Annotated in this window: 14 protein-coding genes; 3 read left to right on the forward strand and 11 right to left on the reverse strand. The window is 53.1% G+C overall.

Annotation, left to right across the window (positions count from 1 at the left end; translation table 11 throughout):
- The 3 genes from OHL23_RS10200 to OHL23_RS28810 all read right to left on the reverse strand — a co-directional run.
- Nucleotides 1-823, reverse strand: an 823-nt coding sequence (locus OHL23_RS10200; RefSeq protein WP_263351778.1) for a bifunctional DNA primase/polymerase, incomplete at its 3' end; no start/stop codon positions are given.
- Between the two features lie 29 nt (nucleotides 824-852).
- Nucleotides 853-1,332: a hypothetical protein gene (locus OHL23_RS10205; protein WP_263351779.1), complete on the reverse strand. Its 480-nt coding sequence runs from the start codon at nucleotides 1,330-1,332 to the stop codon at nucleotides 853-855.
- Complete coding sequence (locus OHL23_RS28810; protein ID WP_396127370.1) at nucleotides 1,323-1,523, reverse strand: excisionase family DNA-binding protein; 201 nt, start codon at nucleotides 1,521-1,523, stop codon at nucleotides 1,323-1,325. Before OHL23_RS28810 ends, OHL23_RS10205 begins: the two co-directional genes overlap by 10 nt.
- A gap of 155 nt (nucleotides 1,524-1,678) precedes the next feature.
- Here OHL23_RS28810 and OHL23_RS10210 point away from each other — a divergent pair, with 155 nt between their 5' ends.
- Together OHL23_RS10210 and OHL23_RS10215 are read left to right on the forward strand one after the other, a co-directional pair.
- Entirely contained in the window at nucleotides 1,679-2,116 is a 438-nt protein-coding gene (locus OHL23_RS10210) for a hypothetical protein (RefSeq protein ID WP_263351781.1), read from the forward strand.
- A 2-nt stretch (nucleotides 2,117-2,118) separates the two neighbouring features.
- Nucleotides 2,119-2,658, forward strand: a complete 540-nt coding sequence (locus OHL23_RS10215) for a hypothetical protein (RefSeq protein WP_263351782.1) — start codon at nucleotides 2,119-2,121, stop codon at nucleotides 2,656-2,658.
- Nucleotides 2,659-2,719: 61 nt separating this feature from the next.
- Here the strand turns inward: OHL23_RS10215 and OHL23_RS10220 are convergent, their stop codons facing one another.
- The 6 genes from OHL23_RS10220 to OHL23_RS10245 form a co-directional block, all read right to left on the reverse strand.
- On the reverse strand, nucleotides 2,720-3,280 hold the full coding sequence (locus OHL23_RS10220; RefSeq protein ID WP_263351784.1) for a helix-turn-helix domain-containing protein: 561 nt from the start codon (nucleotides 3,278-3,280) through the stop codon (nucleotides 2,720-2,722).
- Nucleotides 3,281-3,349: 69 nt separating this feature from the next.
- Entirely contained in the window at nucleotides 3,350-4,384 is a 1,035-nt protein-coding gene (locus OHL23_RS10225; RefSeq protein ID WP_263351785.1) for a hypothetical protein, read from the reverse strand.
- Nucleotides 4,385-4,581: 197 nt separating this feature from the next.
- Entirely contained in the window at nucleotides 4,582-5,076 is a 495-nt protein-coding gene (locus OHL23_RS10230; RefSeq protein WP_263351786.1) for a hypothetical protein, read from the reverse strand.
- 233 nt (nucleotides 5,077-5,309) lie between these two features.
- The gene (locus OHL23_RS10235; protein WP_263351787.1) at nucleotides 5,310-5,564 is read right to left on the reverse strand and encodes a hypothetical protein; all 255 of its coding nucleotides are present in this window, start codon (nucleotides 5,562-5,564) and stop codon (nucleotides 5,310-5,312) included.
- Nucleotides 5,565-6,775: 1,211 nt separating this feature from the next.
- Nucleotides 6,776-9,631, reverse strand: coding sequence for a TonB-dependent receptor (locus tag OHL23_RS10240; protein WP_263351789.1), 2,856 nt, complete (start codon nucleotides 9,629-9,631; stop codon nucleotides 6,776-6,778).
- A gap of 279 nt (nucleotides 9,632-9,910) precedes the next feature.
- A complete protein-coding gene (locus OHL23_RS10245) occupies nucleotides 9,911-10,126 on the reverse strand; it encodes a hypothetical protein (RefSeq protein WP_263351791.1) in 216 nt (71 codons plus the stop codon).
- A 259-nt stretch (nucleotides 10,127-10,385) separates the two neighbouring features.
- On the opposite strand from OHL23_RS10245, the gene OHL23_RS10250 reads away from it, so the two are divergent.
- Entirely contained in the window at nucleotides 10,386-10,538 is a 153-nt protein-coding gene (locus tag OHL23_RS10250; RefSeq protein WP_263351792.1) for a lmo0937 family membrane protein, read from the forward strand.
- Nucleotides 10,539-10,806: 268 nt separating this feature from the next.
- On the opposite strand, the gene OHL23_RS10255 is transcribed toward OHL23_RS10250, so the two are convergent.
- Together OHL23_RS10255 and OHL23_RS10260 are read right to left on the reverse strand one after the other, a co-directional pair.
- A complete protein-coding gene (locus OHL23_RS10255; protein ID WP_263351793.1) occupies nucleotides 10,807-14,862 on the reverse strand; it encodes a translocation/assembly module TamB domain-containing protein in 4,056 nt (1,351 codons plus the stop codon).
- Between the two features lie 12 nt (nucleotides 14,863-14,874).
- Nucleotides 14,875-17,721 (reverse strand): POTRA domain-containing protein, encoded by a 2,847-nt coding sequence (locus tag OHL23_RS10260; RefSeq protein ID WP_263351794.1) that lies wholly within the window; start codon nucleotides 17,719-17,721, stop codon nucleotides 14,875-14,877.
- Nucleotides 17,722-17,893 lie beyond the last annotated feature (172 nt).

Here is a 17,893-nt window from a genome sequence, read left to right on the forward strand (position 1 = left end):
CGGTTGGATGTGATGGACGCGGTTTGCTCATACCTGCGTTGATGCCTGATTCGATGGTTTGCCTTGCAGTCGCTTCGCCATCTTTCGCAATGTAGCCGTTTGCGATGGATGCTTCCCATAGAGCATTTGCAACCCTGTTTGGATCGATCCATGCAGCCATTGTGCCTAGCGAGTGGGCAGCGTTGTTGAGGGCATGATTCCGGCCTGAGCCTTCACCCATCACGGAGAGCTTGGCAACCTCATCTTCTAGCGCGGCCTCTGCATAGTTCCGCTCTGCATCCGTTCCTGTCAGCGTTACAGGCTCACTCGCGGCCTCTGGTGGTGCTGCCGAACGTTTCTCCCTGAGTAGTCGCGCCAGAGGCTCAGGCAGGCTGGGAATTGCGTCCCATGAGCCTGCCATCAGCCGGTAGCTCCTGCCGTCTGGCAACACAGCGCCCGGTGCAACGCAGTAGCCGCCAACGCCGCGCACGTCGATACCATCGGGCAGGTTCCCGCGAGAATTGCTGTAAGGGGCATCGGTTCGGAAATAGAAGTGTCTGCCGCCAGAAGGGGTTTCAACCGTGAGCGCGGTTGAAACGTCGATACCTTGGGTAGCGCAGAGAGCTTCAAAGGCAGCTACGCCGTCCACTCCACTAGGTTTGCGGTCTGCGTCAATGACTACCAGACCGTTTGCGCCAACGGGGATCGCTGGCAGAGCGTCCGTCTTCCAGGTTGCCCCAATCATGAATTGGCTGGAGGTTGCCTTTTGCTCCCACGCGGCGACCATCGGCGTTTTATCTGGATTGGCTGGAAATACGGATATACCGTGCCTCGCTGCGCTCAATGCTGCATCTTTATTTGAGGAGTTCGGCACTAATTCACCATTCGCTTTCTGGCTTTATCGCTCTTGCGTACACGTTGATCGCTTACGTATCCGTACCATTCGCTCAGATTCAACCCTTGACGCAGACACATTTGCAGGAAGACTTCGGCAACGCCTTGATCGGTTGCTACATCTGGCCCATTCCAAAAAGCATGGCCTCGCCATACCGGAAGGATCATGTGATGACCGGGGGATGTCTGCGTTACCAGTACCCAAAGCATCGGCCTTGCTTGGAACTCAGCTTCAGACGTGAATATGTCGAACTCATTCCGCAATGCAGGCCGGATATACATTCGCTGCGTTGGATAGGTAGCGAAGAAGAGGCCATCAGCCCCGTAGACCATAGGGTTATGCTGTTCGGGAGTAGGCTTTGAGAAACGCGCAAGCATCAGAGTGCCAATGGTGGGGCAAGCCGTTTCATAAAACTCATCATCCAATCCATGCTTAACAAGATTCGGATTTAGCGGCATGATGCCTCCTTAGACACAGATGATTGCTTAAGTTGTTGCTGCGGTAAGTTAGTTGCCCATTGATTTAGGCTTGCTGCGTCGATGAGTCTGCGACGACCTGCCTTAACAGACTTAATACTGCCATCTGCCAAGCGCTGATACAGAAAGGATCGGCTCAGGCCAGTGCGGGAGATGGCCTGCGGAATGGTCATAAGTAAGGCTGAATTGTCCACGGTTGTCCTCTTGCGTTCGGAGTAAGTGTCGAGTTACAGAAAAAACGCTATCATATAAATTGCGTGTTGACACTCGAAACATTCGCATTTACGCTGGCCACTGATTCACAGACTTTCACAACTTACGAGGGGTTATGGCAAAGATAGGTAAAGGCGCAGCGCGCACTGAAACGGTTGGAGTCCGTGTTGATCCTAAAGTTCGTTATCTCGCAGAGATCGCAGCGAGAGAGCAGCAGCGCAGCGTTTCGAGTTTTATCGAGTGGGCAATCCGCAAGATTCTTACCGAAGGATCGCCAAGCATTGAACCAGGTACAGGACCAATGATCGATCCAACGAAACAACCCAAGCCGATGTGGGGCGATGGATTGTGGGACGTTGACGAAGCAGACCGATTTTTCCTGCTCGCCACAATGCGAAGCGACCTGCTCACAATCTCTGAGCAAAGGCTTTGGAAGTTGTTCCATCTTGGCAATCCCACTCAAGACAAGAACATCGCAACATTCCGTGAGTTCTGGAATTCGCCTTCAATTGACACGACGCATCTGAAGGCTGAAAGCATGGAGGTCGCTTAACCATGCCCGAACCAATCGAACAACCTACTAGCGGCCAACTTGACGCAGCAAGCGAATTGCTCAAACTCCAGAAGGTTCACGCCGAAGTGTTGGGTAAGCGCAATAAAGACAAAGCGCGAATCGCAGAGCTTGAAACTACTTTGACCGAAACGCAGGGTAGAGTGACGGCAGCGGAAGCGAGAGCGCACGAATTGGAAATTGGCCAACCGCTGAAGCAACTTGCCAAGTCAATGTCCGATGTACCGGATTATTTCTTGCAGACGCTACAGGCTCAGTTTCAAATCCAGGCGAAGGATGGAGAGCTTTCCCTATTGACCAAAGACGGGAAGCCGGTCATGGATGCAGAGGGTAAGGCTGTTGGCTGCGAGTCTTCAGAACTGGCAAAGTATCTGACGGAGAACGAGCCGGACAGCGAGCGAACCAAAGTGTTTCGCAAGATAGTTACAGTTTCGCGAGCATCGGGCGCGGCAAGCGGTTCGGGTCAACGTCGCACGGAAGCTTCAGGATCGTTCAATCTTGGCGATAACTTCGGTTTGCGTTAGTCCAGGTCAAAGAAAGGGGTTGCTTCCCATGTGGAGGCAACCCTTTTTGCTGCGCCTTAGATTAACGTTGGGGCTTCCAGCTAGGTGGACCGAAGTACGCTGGGGAGCTTGCTACTGCCTCCGGCTCCGTCTGGTATACCTGAGGCTCGTAGATCGACGCAGACGCAACCTTAGCGCCTTCTAGCTGTCTTGGTGCGGCCTCTGGTGCTGTTAAAGCACGTTGCTGTGCAAGTGCCTTAGCTGCCCATTCTTCATCCGTGCCGTGATCCTTGATGACGAGTACATTGGTGGGAGCTACGGCAACCCCAACGTTGACATTCGTATTCGGTGAATCGTTCTCTCTGTACCCATGGCGCGATTTCAAAATGAAGAACGCATTCACGTTTGCAGGCTTGTTCATGACCGCGGATTGAACGACCAGGGCATGTAACGCTTGCCGCTCTGCTTCGCGTCCAATCTCGAAAGCCTCTTGGATCGCTTCGTCTTCATCGCACCAGCGCTTGAACGTTTCACGCGATACGCCGAAATGCTTTGCTATGCCGACGATTGCATGACCTTGTGCGGCCATCGCTTCGATGGTTGTTGCTGCCCCTGCTGGTGGATGCTTTCTAGGTGCGCCCATGTTCAATGCTCCAATAAGAGGCGAGGGGCATCGCTTCAGACTGCCCCTCTTTTCCCTGCTGGGGGAACTTTACTTGCTGATGAGGAACGCAATCGGAATTGACTTGCGCTGCGACACGGCTCGCGTCCAATGGGCAGGATTGGAAAGATCGGCCATGACCGGAGAAGGTCCGGCAACTGCATTCGCGCCAGTGCCATCATTCCAACTCATCCCAAGGGGATGCAGCGCGAGATTCCAGCGAGAGAACAATGCAGTCTCGCCCGCGCCGTTTCCAAAGCTCGGATACCGATAGACTTCGGTTCCGAAGCCGGATACAGGCTCGCTCAAACCGAATCCTACGGCACCAGGGCCAAACAAGATCGTGACATAGACTCCAGCGGTCGCCGTGGTCAAGTTGTCGTCCACGATTACGGCCATGCCTTTGTAAGTCGGAATGACCATGCTGTTATCGGACGGCTTGAAATACTGAATTTCGTCGTTCTTCAGCATCTCTCCGTAGATGTACGAATGGCAGGCGATTGCCTTCATGTCTGAAAGGCGGTCGCCAATGGTCAAAGCTGTGTTGATGACTGCGACACCATTGAACGTGTTTGCTGGAACAGTGACATTCGTTCCAGGCACGGTCACGGTTCCGGTTGCTCCACTCACATCGTTGACCATATCGCTGTTGTTGTTGGCGACGTTCGAATAGAGCACGCCAAGCAACGAAGCAATGAGCCGGAATTCCCATTGACGCGCCCAATAGGCGCTAACCCTGCTCTGTACCCGTTCCAGGGCATTGCTTCCGCTCAGATCGTTGGCAAGGTCCATTTGCGCCCACGATTGATTGACGAAGGACTTACGAACGACCAAGTCTCGCGCAGTGACCTTTAGAGGGGTTGCGATGTCTGCGGGATTGTCGGTTCCGATGTTGGCTTCCGTGTCGGGTAAATCCTGCCAGAACGGTACGGTAAAGCTCGGCGCACCGGCCTGAAGGTACTGTTGCATCAGGTTGTTGCGCACCAGGACACCGCTCTGGAAGAGCGCGGTGCTGACAAGGGAATTCTCAGCGACGTATGCGCTGAAGATTTCAGGAACAATAATGTCTGCAATTTGTGTGGGCATGGGTCTAAACCTCGAATCAAAGTTGGATTTCAGCTTGATTCAGGCTTAGGCGACTGCTTAGACCCGCCCCGACTGGGGGTGAAACATGATGCAGATGCCCGACTGGGCATAAGTTACCTTAGCGCGGAATTCGCCAGCGTGCAAGTCATTTAACTACACATGCATGGGTGGACAAGTGTGGACTATTTGAATGAAGGTTAGAGTTCGTACCATTCCATTGGAATGATGATTCTCGAAGATTGATAGCGTTGAGACTGAATAAATTTCTTGATGTGTTCAAAGGTACTTGGATCGGTCAACATTTTTGGGATTTCACCTCTTGTATAGCTGTCCTTAACTATATGATCCAATATGTTGTCAAGATAAGTCTTCATCAACTCCGTGGATACGCCTGAAAGTGTTTGCTCGTTCTGAATTGCACATGCAATTTCAATCAGATTCATCAATTCGGACAAATCTGCGAATCGATTGTCCTGACTTGCCGGATTTTGTTCAGTTGAGCTAATTGAAGAGATGAGCCGCTGCCACGCTTCACGGAACGCTTCATTCAAGGTCACCAGAGTGGCGACTGAAGAATTCTTGTCTGACTTTCGGATTGCGCGGATTGCAAAGTAAACGGAGAGCAAAGCTGCGATGAGCGACAATACTGCGACGACAAAGGACCAAGCTGCTATCCAATCGGCGGTCTGCATGTGCTATTTCTGCTGGTTCGATTGCGATGCGCCTTGTCCGCTCCCCGCACTGGATTGATTAGTCGAACTCTGGTTTGGAGTGGTTTGCACAGGTTGAATCTGCTGCTTCAGGTGAGAGGTAGTTAGTGATTTCTTCACTAGGTCTAAATGGTTAACTGTTAAGCTGTCATTCGCGTGACCAGTGTACTTTGGATTTGTTTCTTCAGTCATTTCTGCCCTCCATAGTTAGTCAGTCATTTTTTGGCGCTGTTCTCGTTCGCCTGTTGCTTAGGAGTGTCACGGTGATGTAGCGATGAGGCATTTTGATTGTTTTGGACCTCAATGACGGCAGCACGCTCCAGGTTTTGCTTGAGAAACGCGGTGGTTAAAGATTCTGCCGCCAAGACCTTTCCGCCATTCGAGTTAGCTTTCAATGCATCCTTCAAATGCTCAGTGGTTCGGCTACCATTTTTGGGAATCGGTTTTACTGTATTTCTGTTATCGGTCACTCTTGGTCCCTTACTGAAGAAGGATTCTAACAAATGCTAGCATGGCACGATATGAGAGGAAGCCCCAAATTTGTGGATGGACCACTTTAATGAATATGGGCTATCCCAACGTGCTTTTGATTCTCAAATACTTCACTTCGGCGATTCATCCTCGCTTGGATTCCCATTTGGATCGCTCCTAAGTCGAAGTGTGATTGTGCCCTTAACTGAGTGGAGGCATTCTCGACCCTTATTGCGTCCCTTTGGGCTCCCCTCGTCACCTCGACAATTGAGCCAGATATCCCTTGTGTTCTCGCCCGAATAAAGCATCATGTTCACTTCGCGGTCGAATTCATACCCTCCGCGATTGCATCTTGGATTGGAGCATCTCATCTGTCCGCCCTCGATTCTGAGACTCCAAACACCGGACTTCGGATTGTTTCCGAAATCTGACTCAGTGAACTTGATGATTGCGTCTTCCAATTGTGGATATGCGGACTCGAATTTGGTTGTCAGTCCTAACCATCTGTTGGATCGATCAAGCGGCTCACCCATGTCACTGTCTCCAATTCTGAAATCCTAGGCGAATGAAAGGTGAATGTCTACGGACATTCAATTCGCTATTTAGGCAGGGCATTGAATGCTCTATTGGGGCATTACCCCGATTTCCATTTTGAATCCCCAAACGTGACACTTCGGTTCAACGCTTCGGAATTGGGGTATACCCCAACTTCTAAATTTGACCGAGATTGACGGGGATGGGGGCGCGGCCTCGCACGGATCGCAAAATTGGGTGGGTGGGGGGTGCTCAGTCCAGGCTTTCAACCGTACCGGCTGCGCCAACGGAGTGAGCGCAAAAAAGCACCGCCGACAAAATTATTTTTCGGTGGTAATCGAAAAAAGCGAGTCACCGTGGCGAGCATGGTGCTATAAATGGTGCTAGTTTTCTCATGATGCTATTTAAGTCGTTTAGAATCAATTAAGTGTGAGTCCCTCACTGCCAAAATAGTCCCATCAGGGCACACGTATACTTGACACCTTTTTGCGTCAGGTATACGTGTGCCCTGATGGGCAGTGGCCAATGCACTCAAGGAGTTCCCGTCGCTAACTGAGGTCTGTTTGTGTTCCGGATGGGACAAAGGTTGGCGGGGTTGGCGGCGCGGCATTTACGTGGATATAGCCTCAACGGCCTGTGCCTATGCACAGGCCGTTGAGGATGGGGTGAAGAGTCTCTACTTCTCTTTGTGGGTTGGCGTCCAGCGGATGCCGGCGGAGAACGTCGGCTGGTAGTACTCGCGCTGGATCATGTACTGCTGGCTGCCCTGGTAGAAGCCGAAGACCTCGTTATTGAGGTTGAGGCCGGACAACACCAAGCTCATGTTTTCCCGCAGTCCGATGATGCCCTGCGCATCCACCTGGATATGTGAGTAGAAGTACTGGTCGCTGAGCGGGCCCTTGATGCCGCCGGGCATACCGTCTGTGTACTGGTAGGCGGCAATGTTGGCCTGGTTGTAAGAAATCCCCATGCGCAGGGAGTAACGGCCGCGATCATAAGTGGGACTGATGTTGAAGACATTGGGTGAGTTGCGCAGCAGCCGGGGATGGTCGGAACGGCCGGGAATGCCGTTGGTGCTGGAGCCGATGTAGCTGTAGTTTGCCGACAGCCCGAGCCCACCGAGGAAGCCTGGCAGCGCGGAGTAGTGCTGCAGATATGACGCCTCAAAGCCGCTCAACCATGCGCTGCCGGCGTTGACCGGTTGAGTAGCCAGATAGTTCCCGCGATCCACTGCCGGCGCGCCAGGGGGCAGATAGTTCGGAAGCTGATAGGAGCTCGTGACAATCGGGTTTTGGAGCGACTTGTAGAAGTAGCCGACGGAGATGATGCCCAACGGTTTCAGATAGTGATTGAAGAGCACATCCACGTCGTCGCCGGTTTCGGCCTTCAGGTTGGCGTTGCCGAAGGTGACGGAATATTTGTTGGCACCGTTGCCGTTAATCGACCAGCTGAGCGGCTGGGCGATGTCCTGCGGATCTGGCCGCGACAGACCGCGTGCATAGATCAAACGGACGTCGCTCTCGGGCCCGGCGCGAAATCGGAGCGAGGCGCTCGGCAAGAGGGTGTAGTAGGAGCCGGAGAAGGCATTGGGCGCGACGGCGCCACTATCGCCAAAGGCAAGGTTGTGAACGCCGTCGAAGGTGTTCTCCGCGCGCAGGCCAGCGATGAAACGCACACCGTTGGAGAAGTCGATCGTGTTCATCACATACCCGGCGCTGACCTGTTCCACCAGGCCGAACTGCGAGGGATCCTGTCCTTGCGTGCTGCTGGAGCTAAATGAGGTCGGATTGGAATTGGCATACGCGAGGACGTCTTCCAGCGAGACGTTGTAGCCGAGCTGGTACGCACCGCCGTTGTAGTAGTTGTGGTTGACCATACGGTTGGGAAACTGGGACATGCTCAGTGTGCCGTAGGGCGAGAGCGAAAGAACATAGGTGTCGGCATATTTGTGTTCGTTGCGGAACTTGCCGCCGTACTCGAAGACTGCCGAGCGGTTGCCGATGTGATACTGCCAGGCGCCCGATCCACCAACGCCGAGGTTGAGCTGAACTGCTTCGCCCAGGTCACGGGTGATCCCGCCGACTGTGGGAGTCATGACGAAGTTGGCCGGATTCTGAATCTCTGTAAAACAGGGCTGGGTCCACTGTGGAAGGTATTTATCCTTGGTCGCTGACTGGTTGAATTGGCAGTTACTCGAAGGAAGGGTCGAGCCGAAGTTTGCGTCCGAATAGGGCGAATTGCCGTAGGAAGAACGGCCGATATTGGCTTCCCATGTGTACCACGTCCTATTAAAAACGTGGTTGCCGCCGATGATCAGGCTGCCTACTTGAATATCGGGGTTTCGAAGCTCCCCGTCATAGGAAGGAGTGCCGCCCTGATTTTGCGGGGCAAGCAGTGAGACTCCGGGCGTGTTGTCCTGAAGCTGGTAGGCCCAGCGGTCGCCGTAGTTTTTGAAATCCGAATAGAGAAAACGCGCGTAAAGGTTCGATCCGTCGCGGATGCGGTAGTCGGCGCTTCCAGCCAAACCGTATCGCGAGCGGAAATACTGGTACTCGCGGAGACTCATGCCATCGAACCAGGTTGCACCGCTATTTTCATCGGGGGACGGCTCGATGTCGTCGATGCCGCGGCCTTCCCAGTCATACGAGCCGCCGACGATGATGCCGAGTTTCTTGCTGGCTCCGAAACGGCGGCCCAATGTGGCGGTCTCGGTTGTGTTGCCACGGCCGCCTTGAATCGGCGTGATGCCGCCCAGGCCAGTGATCTCGACCGTCGGCGTGTCGGTCGCGGTCTTGGTGACAAGATTTACTGAGCCGCCGATGCCGTCGCCTTCCATGTTCGCCTGCAGGGTTTTGCTGATCTGGACAGACTCAACCAGGCTGGATGGAATGGCGTCGAATTTGATCTGGCGGACGCCGGGCTCTTCGGAGGGGAGGTTCACGCCGTCCACCGTGGTGTTGGTAAGGCGTGGCTCCGTGCTGCGGACCTGCACGTATTTGCCTTCGCCTTCATCTCGCTCGAGCGTCACGCTTGGCAGGCGCCCCAGCGCGTCGGCAAGGTTTGCATTGGGCAGGCTGGTGATGACTTCGTTTGGCATTACCTGGAGAAGGTTGTCGGCTGCGCGCTCCACGTTGATGGCTTCAGCTTCGGCGGAGGCACGGCCGGCCGTTACGACAACAGTCTCGTCCTGATTGGCGACGTGCAATTGAGCATCGACATTCGCGGTCTGCCCGGCGCTGACGCTAACCGTCGTGGTGAACGGAGCCAGGCCAACGTATGTAATGGTGAGATTGTAGGTTCCGGGCGCGAGGCCATTGATGTAGAACCGCCCCTCTTCGTTGGTGGAGACTGTGAGGGCAGGCGACTGCGTGGAGATCTGTGCACCTTGCAGAATGGCTCCGGCCTGATCGGTGACCGTTCCTCCGACAGCTCCGCGTGTTTGCGCTTTGGCACCGGGCAAAAAGCCGCAGAGCAGCAACGCGAAAACGAGAAGCGAAACACAGTGGTGGGGACGGTATACTTGCGACGTCATTGGCTTCTCCTTACTCAGGTCATCTTCTGTGGCTTATTGAACCGCGCCACTAAGTGGCGTCCGGCGAACCTACAGGGTGATGTCTGAGCGTGCTATATAAGAGCGATGAGATATCCGTATATGACAACTGCGAGCAGTCGCATAACTGTTGTGGCAACCGAATGTTGCCGGCCTCCGCGGTTTTTCTTTGGGGCGAGCTCAGTCTATGGAGACAAATCTTAAGAAACCCTGAAGGTTCAACCTGTTTCACTGAAGATTCAAGAGCAATTCACTGTCCTTTCACGGAACGCTGAGGCACTTGACCGTCCCATGAAAACGTCGTCGCGGACGACTGTTTTCGGCGAGCATCTTGCCCGTTTCCGGTTGCCTCCGATGCGGGGCGGGGGCAAAGACGGCCGCGGTGAGTTCTACGATTCGGGAATGTATGACGGCGTCGCCGTCTTCGTCCGCTTCATCCGGATGGTAAATCCGCTCGATTCCTATTACTGGGAACATCATTCTTTGCCGAGGGCGGCACAACCTGGGAGACGAACCTCGTCTGGGATCTGATGGGAAATAAAGGATGCGGGATGACTGGCGCAAGGAACTGGAACGCGCAGTGAAAAATGAAGTCTCCTGATAGAACAGAGAAAGTTCTCAATGAACAACTTCAGGGCCGATGCTTTTTTGCAAGTCCCTGCGAAGAGCCCGTGCAACACGTGGCTGGAGAGCCGCATCCCATCTTCAGTTCGTGGTTAAGACAGGAGAACAAACGATGCTTTGGACCATATTCGTGATACTTCTGGTCCTGTGGTTGCTCGGTTTTATCGGCTTCCACGTCATTGGAGCGTACATTCACATTTTGCTTGTGCTGGCGTTGATCGTCCTGATTATTCAATTAGTCAGCGGACGACGGCCGGTGCTTTAGCACACATTCATCGAACCTGTCAGTGTGAAGGCGGATCGCTTGGTTTAAGTAATCCGTCTTTAGCTCTCTTTCTTTCTGCGCCCAGTCCTAAAGAACAGATTTGCGTTCCAATGATGGATCGGGCGTCGCTACCGGTCGAAAAACGCTGCTGTTGCAGTCGGCAGAGGGCTAGTTGCTCCCTCATCAATCCGATGCCAATTCCACAAAGCTTATAGGTTCAGGAGAGGGTTCGCAGGGCGCCTCATAGATTGAAATACGAGATACGCGATTACCAGGTCTTCTTGATAATTGCGTCGAAGGCGAACCCACCACTTTGATCGCGCGTTGCGCTTAGAGCAACGCGTGGAGATAGCTGATACTGCCCCTGAATGGTCTGAGTCTGAGTCGAGGCAACATTGGACGAGAACGTCACGAACAAGTTACCTGTTACGCGCTGTTGGATTGTGATGTTAGCGCCCGCCTGTCCTTGGCTTGTCCCCCCTGCCAGTACCGGATTAATGGAGAGTTGCGAGATGCCCGCAATCTTCGAAATGCGACTAGTAACTTGACTGCTGACCTGCGATGCGACGAGGCCCGCAGCCGCCTGGTTTGCCGATGTCGAAGCGTTTGCCGTATTGCTGGCCTCTGTCGTCTGACCAAATGCCAGCAGATTGATGATATCCGCCGATGGCAAAGCTGGGTCTGAATTGTAATTGGTACGCAACTGATCCACCGGGCCATTGAATCGAAGGTAGACGTCATACTGCTGAATCGTCGTCTTCAAAGACAAATTGAGCACAGGCTGAGTCTCTGAGGGATTTACGAATTCAACTGTTCCTCCGTTCAGCACAAACCTGTCGCCATTCAAGATGACATCGCCATTGTTTATATTGACTCGGCCAAGAATGACTGGATTTGCCGCGGTGCCTCGCACTTGAAGATTTGCAGAGCCATTGATACTCAAAGTTCGACTGACGAGGTCGACATTACTACTGGAACGCACAGCCAGGTTGAGTTGCAGGTTTTGACTGAAGCCTGGCGTGGGCGGGGCCGATACCCCTCCGGAGAACTGACTGATGAAGCTATTCATATCGAAGGCAGAGGTAAAGGACAGATCCGTGAGGTTAATTGAGCCGCCTAACACAGCCGCGTCCGTTGAACCGGCCAGTCTGAGATTTGCATCTATGCCTTCCCGCATTCCCTGTGGATATAGCATGCGAATACCATTCGCGGCCAATCCAAGATCAAACTGAATCGTGGGTCGCAATAAAACCCCGCCTTGAGCGGTGACAGTTCCTCCTCCGATCGTGCCTTGAAATTTGGCGATGCTGATACGGTCTCTGGTGAGTGTTAACGTACCGTTTCCATTCTGCAGACCTACCGGTAGATCTTCCGATGCGTAAGTAGCATTCACGATATCGATCTTGCCCCCGAAGTCCGATGTTCCGTTAGAGTTGATGTCGAACTTCAACTCGCCGGATGTTCTTACGTCGGGATCAAAGAGTTGCGCGAGTTGAAGGTTGACCGTGCCTTGCAGCATAACGGACATGGGCGCGCTCGTTGTGACCGGAATCGAGCCCTGAAACGAAAGGTCCGTGTCAGTGCCTCGAATGCTTCCGCGTTGCACAAGGACGGTGCCGTTCTTATAGTCGGCATGAATAGGACTTGCGGCCGCAAGCTGGATGCTCTTGCCATAAGCCATCCGGAGAGTTGGAATGGTAACATGCGCCTCAATGAGATTCTTATTCTTGAGCGGACCATGCAGTGTGGCATGAACTTCCGTGTCACCGGAAAGATCTGCTGCCTGCTCTGGCGCATAGATTGCCAGCAAAGGTTGGAATGGAATGGCTTGCGTATCGAGTGTTATGTCAGCAAGGTAGTCGCCCGTGAGGTCGACCCTGGCTTTGCCTTGAATATTCGTATTCACTGCGGATGTGGCAAGGGTAGCATTCGCTATGTGATCAGCGACGTCGACGCGAAGGTTCAAGTCTGTAATTGCCTGCTTTTGAACGATGAGCCGGGGGATTTGCAACGAAGCCTGCATTTGAGGGTCGGTAATAGATCCTGACCCGCTTGCGTTCAATGAGAGAACTCCGGTCGCATCAATGTTCCGCGCCTTTAGGGCCTGCAACTTGTCCAGCGAAATTCCGGCGGCTGTCAGCTTGGCTGAATAGGTCTTATCTTTAGGCCGAACACTTACGTTGCCTTGTATGTTGCCGGAAGGCAGCCGAATCGCAAGGTCCGCATGGGCTTCATCTCCAGTTCCCGAAAAAGTTACGTTCGCCATCGGAATGGGCTGATCGTACGCTACGAGCCCCGTTAGCGCGATGCTTCCATTGCCTACCGGATTAAGTTCCGTACCATGTATCTTGATATTCGCTGCAAGAGTACCGGTCACCGGCAATGCCTGCCCTGTCAATTTTGCGAGTTCCGCGACGTTTAACTGAGATGCATCCAGATCGGCTTGAACTGGACTGGTATTGGTGAAAGACCATTGCGTCAGGCCGGTGCTTGCGTTGAAGCGAATATGACCACGCGAAGCAGGTTCCATTTCTCCGTGCTGCAGACTGGCTAATGTGGGGCTCAACTCAACGTCGCATCGCAGCAACTTCCACTCGGTTCCGTTTGCGTGTAAATTTGAAGCCGAAAGCTGCCCTGTAAGATGCGGCGCTGTCGTCGAACCGTGGATGGTTCCCTGGAATTGAGCATTGCCGGCGAGTCCCAATGGCCGTAGTGATTGACCGGCGACGGGTGTGCGAAAGATGTCCGCTATGGCCTCAACCTCGCGGAGATCATTGGCTTGAAGCTTCAGATCGAGACTTGATCGATCACTTACTACGCCGTTCATAGTGAGGTTGGTTTGCGGCGTCTGCACATAGCTCTTCTCTAACGCGATCTGTTTATTTGCAGCTGTATAAGCTCCATGAATTGCGCCTTCGATTGGGATACTGTTTAGCGGGGCAGGCATGCTTGTTGTCTTGACCGCGGCGGATTCTCCAATATCATGCGCTGGGCCTTGGACTTGGCCCTTGATCGCGGCGTCAGCATGAGCCACAAGATCCTTGAATGTCTTTCCCCATGAAGCCTCAAGCTTGGCATCCACGCCGCCCGACAATGCAAGGCTGCTGGCCGAGGCTGACTTGCCAGCGAGGCGTTTCAACTCTGCGAGCGACACGTTGCGAAGCGTGGCATTCACGCTTGAATGTGAATCGCCGGCGATCTTGCTCATGGTGCCTGCGCCGGCAAGTGTGCCGCCCAGGAGATTCAATCTTAGTCCTGTGAGATTGGCGTCGCCATCTGTGAGCGAGTAATTTGCTGTGAGGTTGGTGATTTGGGTGCGTAGTGAGGGCGTCTTCACGTCCAGTTGTCGACTATATAGGTTACCGGTGACGACTAACGACTCAAGGAGTGTGTGGTTGAGTATCTGCTGATAATGCAGATTACCTATTGTGTGGAGTTGGCCGTTCGGTGTAGATGGACTGTTCAGGATCTGGCCTACCTGAGCTCCGTCAACCGTTACATCATATTGCGCATCCGCGATAGGATGCGAGTAATTCTGCACGGTTGCAGTGAGCAGAAGTTGTGACGGACCGGAGGACAGCTTTGCACGGGTTAGATGAAAGGTCGTCGGAGTTGCATCGAATTCTGCCGCAAGATTGTGTGAAATCGTTCTGAGTGTGCCTGAAACGAAATGGCCGTCTGTGTACGACAGGCTTCCCGAATACTTTTGCATCAGGCTATTAAAGGACGCTTGAAATTCGACGTCGTGCAAGTCGGCGGCCAAAGGGCTTTGTTGGTCGTTGTAGTAGACCTCACCATGATCGAGTACAGCATGTCGAATGGCAAGGTCAAAGATACTTGTATTACTGCTGCTGTTGCCTGTGCTCTTGATCACAGGGAGATTCGAGGCTCCATTCGCATCAACAAAGATGCGTACGATGGGACGATCTACTCGAACGCTTTCCAGATACCACTTGGCATGGAGAAGGGAAACGATACGAACACCAACCTCAGCGTGATCTACTTGAAGCAATGGCGGATTTGCGTATGGAGAAGCGCCGTCAATCGTAAGACCATACAAATCCAGGTCGAGGTGCGAAAGGTTCAATGCGAAATTCTGTAATTGCACGCGGACGCCGAGACTATCACTGGCTTTTTGTTGAACTGCATTGAGGATGTACTTGTGGAACGATTCATTGTGCAACAGAATCGTAATCGTAATAGCCGCGAGCACGATCAACGCTGCCACACCACCCAGCATCCAGCCAAGGATCTTCCATGGCACACGACGATGCATTGACGGTCGCGGTCGACGTGGCTGCGGATTGTGTACTGTGTCGTTCATGGCGTCCCTCGCTTAGAATGCTTGTCCGATGCTGATAAAGTATTGTGTCGAACTGACTCCTGCTACTGGAGTACTAAGATTGTGGCCTATGTCGATTCGAACCGGACCGACAGGCGTGGCATAGCGCAAGCCCACGCCTACATTGTTCGAGTAGAGAGATGTGAAGTCGTGAAAGCCAATGATGGGAAACACATTGCCCCCGTCATAGAATGCAACCATGCCGAGTCCCTTTTTGAAGGGTAGCGGAATACGCGCCTCCGAATTGATGAGCAGTAGCTCGTTGCCGCCACTTGGAACCTGAATGAATACATTGCAGCCAGTCGCACCGTTGGGGCAGACCTCCACCGGTCGCTGTGGTCCTGCGCCATCCAGTGGGAAGCCACGCAAGGAGTTACCGCCGCCACTGAAGAATGCTTCGCTTAAGGGAACGCGGCTATTCGCGAAGGGTTGCGCCAGGCCGACACGAAGGCTGTTTGCAAATACGATGTTATGGATGCCAGTCTTGTAATACGCAAATTGCCCAGTCAACTTGGCGAAGTCAACGCTCGATCCAAGCTTTGTGGTGTTGAAATCCAACTCGAGGGTATGCAACATCCCCTTGTGAGCATCCAAGGGATTGTCGCGCGTATCATGCGTTAGGTTTGCAGAAATTGTAGAGAGTCTAACATTGCGATCTTGCGGTAAAACAAGGCCTTGAATCAAGACCCTGGTAAGGTTGGTCTTGCTTAAGCTGTAACGCAAGAAGAGATTCGTCGTCTTCGCCTTATCCAGGTCTCGCTGTAATTGGAATGTACCTGCCTCCTGCTGTGAAGAATAAATCGGGTTTTCTTCATTCTTCTCGGCAGTGACGGAACTGGTAGCTCGCCAGGGCGACCATCGAAAGTTCGGATCAATATAGTAGACGGCGGCTCGCTGATCCAGGCGGCCTGCGAATCCTGTAAACGAAAACGTCTCGCCCTTGCCGCGAACATTGTTCCGCGTAAATTGGAAAGTTCCTCGCGGGCCGTAAAAAGTCTGCTGGCTCGATGTGAAACTGGTGGGTAAACCTACGGGCGGCAATCCTGGCAGAGTTACTGTGCCGCTTGGTACGCTCCCACCTCGGTTGATGACTTCAAAGCCGAAGCCGTAGGTGATTTGGTTCTTTTTCGCCTCATGGAGTTTTACCAGTACGTCTTCTTTCGTCTGGGTAGTAATCTGCCGCTTTGGGTCAACCTCTGCCCAATCGAATACGCCTGTGTGGTTATAGAGCCGACTCTCCGATGTCAATAATTGCGTCTCAGTCAGCGGAGTTCCTGGATGGATAGAGGAGACGTCTTCATCGATGAGCCGTTGCTTCGTGCTCGAACGACCCAGTGTGACGATGTCTCCGGCAAATACCTGCGGCCCCTCATAGATGTGATAGACCACGTTGATGTGGTGAGGATCATCTTTTGAGACCACGGTCGCGGTCTGACGGAAGCTTGAGGTCAGATATCCGGCCTTGAGATATTGAGCGACAATACTGGCTCTATCGGCTTCGACGAGTGCCTGCGAATAGGGTTTGCCGGGTCCAAGTTTCAATCCATTTGGCGCATACTTGTTTTGAGGAAATGTATCTGCCCCTTCAATTTGCAGTGAGTTCACAATATCGCGGGGACCCTCCTGCACCTGAAACGAAACCTTGATGTCTCCGCCTTGATTGTCTACTTTAGAGACTACCTTCGCACTGCTGTAACCATGCGACTGGTAAACCGCCTGCAGATTCTTTACGCTATCGCGCACAAGCTTGGCGCTGAATTTTCCAGGCGAGAAAAGATGCTTCTTTTCAACGGCGAGATGAGGTATCAGATTATCCGAGGAAAGATGCGTATTTCCTGTGAGTGTTACCGCTGTCACTTTGTGCTTCTTCTCTTTTGAGATCGTGTAGAGGATCGTATCGCCTGTCGTACCTTGCGTTGATTGAGCATCCACGTTTGCATCGAAGTAGCCCTTCGCCTGAAAGTACGACACGAGAGCCTGCCGGCCCTCCTGCACCGATTCGTCATCCACGTCGATCCCCTGGTAGAAAGGCAGCAACGATTTGCGCGTCCAACTGAACAGGTGGGCGCCTTTTATTTGGACATGGACGAGCGGACCAGTTGTCACTTGCAGGTGAATGTCGGCGCGATTGGTATCGGCATGATACTCAGCACCCTGGAGTTTGACCTGCGCGGCTAGCCGATCTTCCTTAGCTAGTTGAGCCTTTAAGTAGTTTGTCGCTCTGGTGAGAGTGGAACGATGGTATGCCTTTCCGGGCCGAATCGCCGCGCCGCGAGCGCGTGCCAGGAATGTCTGCAAGGCATGGTTCAACTTTGCTGTGTCCTGCGGACTGGCATCTGAAATGACGACATTTCCGAACCTTGCTTTCTGCTTGAGGGAAACGTGAAACAAGACATTCGCGAGACCATGCACTTGATCCACTTGCGTTTCGGGTCGAACTTCGGCTTGAAAATAACCTTCCTGCTGGAAGAATGTCAGCAGGCTCTGTCGATCGCGCTCTACGTCATCCGCGTTGTAAGGCACCTGTGGTGGATAGTTTGCGACCTGCACCAGGCGCGAATATGCAAATCGTTCAGCCCCCGGAAACTTGAAGACTCCGAACCAAACCGCTGGCTCCAAAATCATCAAGACACGAACCCCATCCGCTTCGGGATCTACCTGTAGCTGAACTTCTGTGAATTTTCCAGTTGCCTTTAAGGCGGCCACTGTCTGGTCGACCTTTGCCTGGGAAAACGGTTCTCCCGAGTGTTGCACGAAGAGGGAGGTGAATTCCGAGGATTTGAGTTCGGGATGCCCAGCGATTTCCACTGCCGTGACGTTTTGCCCCTCAAAGGAGGACAAGATTTGAGCCGTCTGTGGGGAGGTTTTAGGGGCTTGATCTGTAGCTTGATCTGCCGCAGGCGCTGCGCCCTGCTGTGCATACAATGCCGGGACGCATCCCGTAAGGAAGAAAGCGAGGAAGAAAGCAAAGAAACATCGAAAGATGTTGTATCTGCGCCGAGGAACTCGGATG

Origin of the sequence: Acidicapsa acidisoli, assembly GCF_025685625.1 — a bacterium.
Taxonomy (GTDB): domain Bacteria; phylum Acidobacteriota; class Terriglobia; order Terriglobales; family Acidobacteriaceae; genus Acidicapsa; species Acidicapsa acidisoli.

Bases quoted from the DNA above. Each gene is read 5' to 3' on its own strand.
- OHL23_RS10205 (WP_263351779.1), bottom strand. From the start codon at position 1,332: ATGCCGCTAAATCCGAATCTTGTTAAGCATGGATTGGATGATGAGTTT.
- OHL23_RS28810 (WP_396127370.1), bottom strand. From the start codon at position 1,523: ATGACCATTCCGCAGGCCATCTCCCGCACTGGCCTGAGCCGATCCTTT.
- OHL23_RS10210 (WP_263351781.1), top strand. From the start codon at position 1,679: ATGGCAAAGATAGGTAAAGGCGCAGCGCGCACTGAAACGGTTGGAGTC.
- OHL23_RS10215 (WP_263351782.1), top strand. From the start codon at position 2,119: ATGCCCGAACCAATCGAACAACCTACTAGCGGCCAACTTGACGCAGCA.
- OHL23_RS10220 (WP_263351784.1), bottom strand. From the start codon at position 3,280: ATGGGCGCACCTAGAAAGCATCCACCAGCAGGGGCAGCAACAACCATC.
- OHL23_RS10225 (WP_263351785.1), bottom strand. From the start codon at position 4,384: ATGCCCACACAAATTGCAGACATTATTGTTCCTGAAATCTTCAGCGCA.
- OHL23_RS10230 (WP_263351786.1), bottom strand. From the start codon at position 5,076: ATGCAGACCGCCGATTGGATAGCAGCTTGGTCCTTTGTCGTCGCAGTA.
- OHL23_RS10240 (WP_263351789.1), bottom strand. From the start codon at position 9,631: ATGACGTCGCAAGTATACCGTCCCCACCACTGTGTTTCGCTTCTCGTT.
- OHL23_RS10245 (WP_263351791.1), bottom strand. From the start codon at position 10,126: ATGTTCCCAGTAATAGGAATCGAGCGGATTTACCATCCGGATGAAGCG.
- OHL23_RS10250 (WP_263351792.1), top strand. From the start codon at position 10,386: ATGCTTTGGACCATATTCGTGATACTTCTGGTCCTGTGGTTGCTCGGT.
- OHL23_RS10255 (WP_263351793.1), bottom strand. From the start codon at position 14,862: ATGAACGACACAGTACACAATCCGCAGCCACGTCGACCGCGACCGTCA.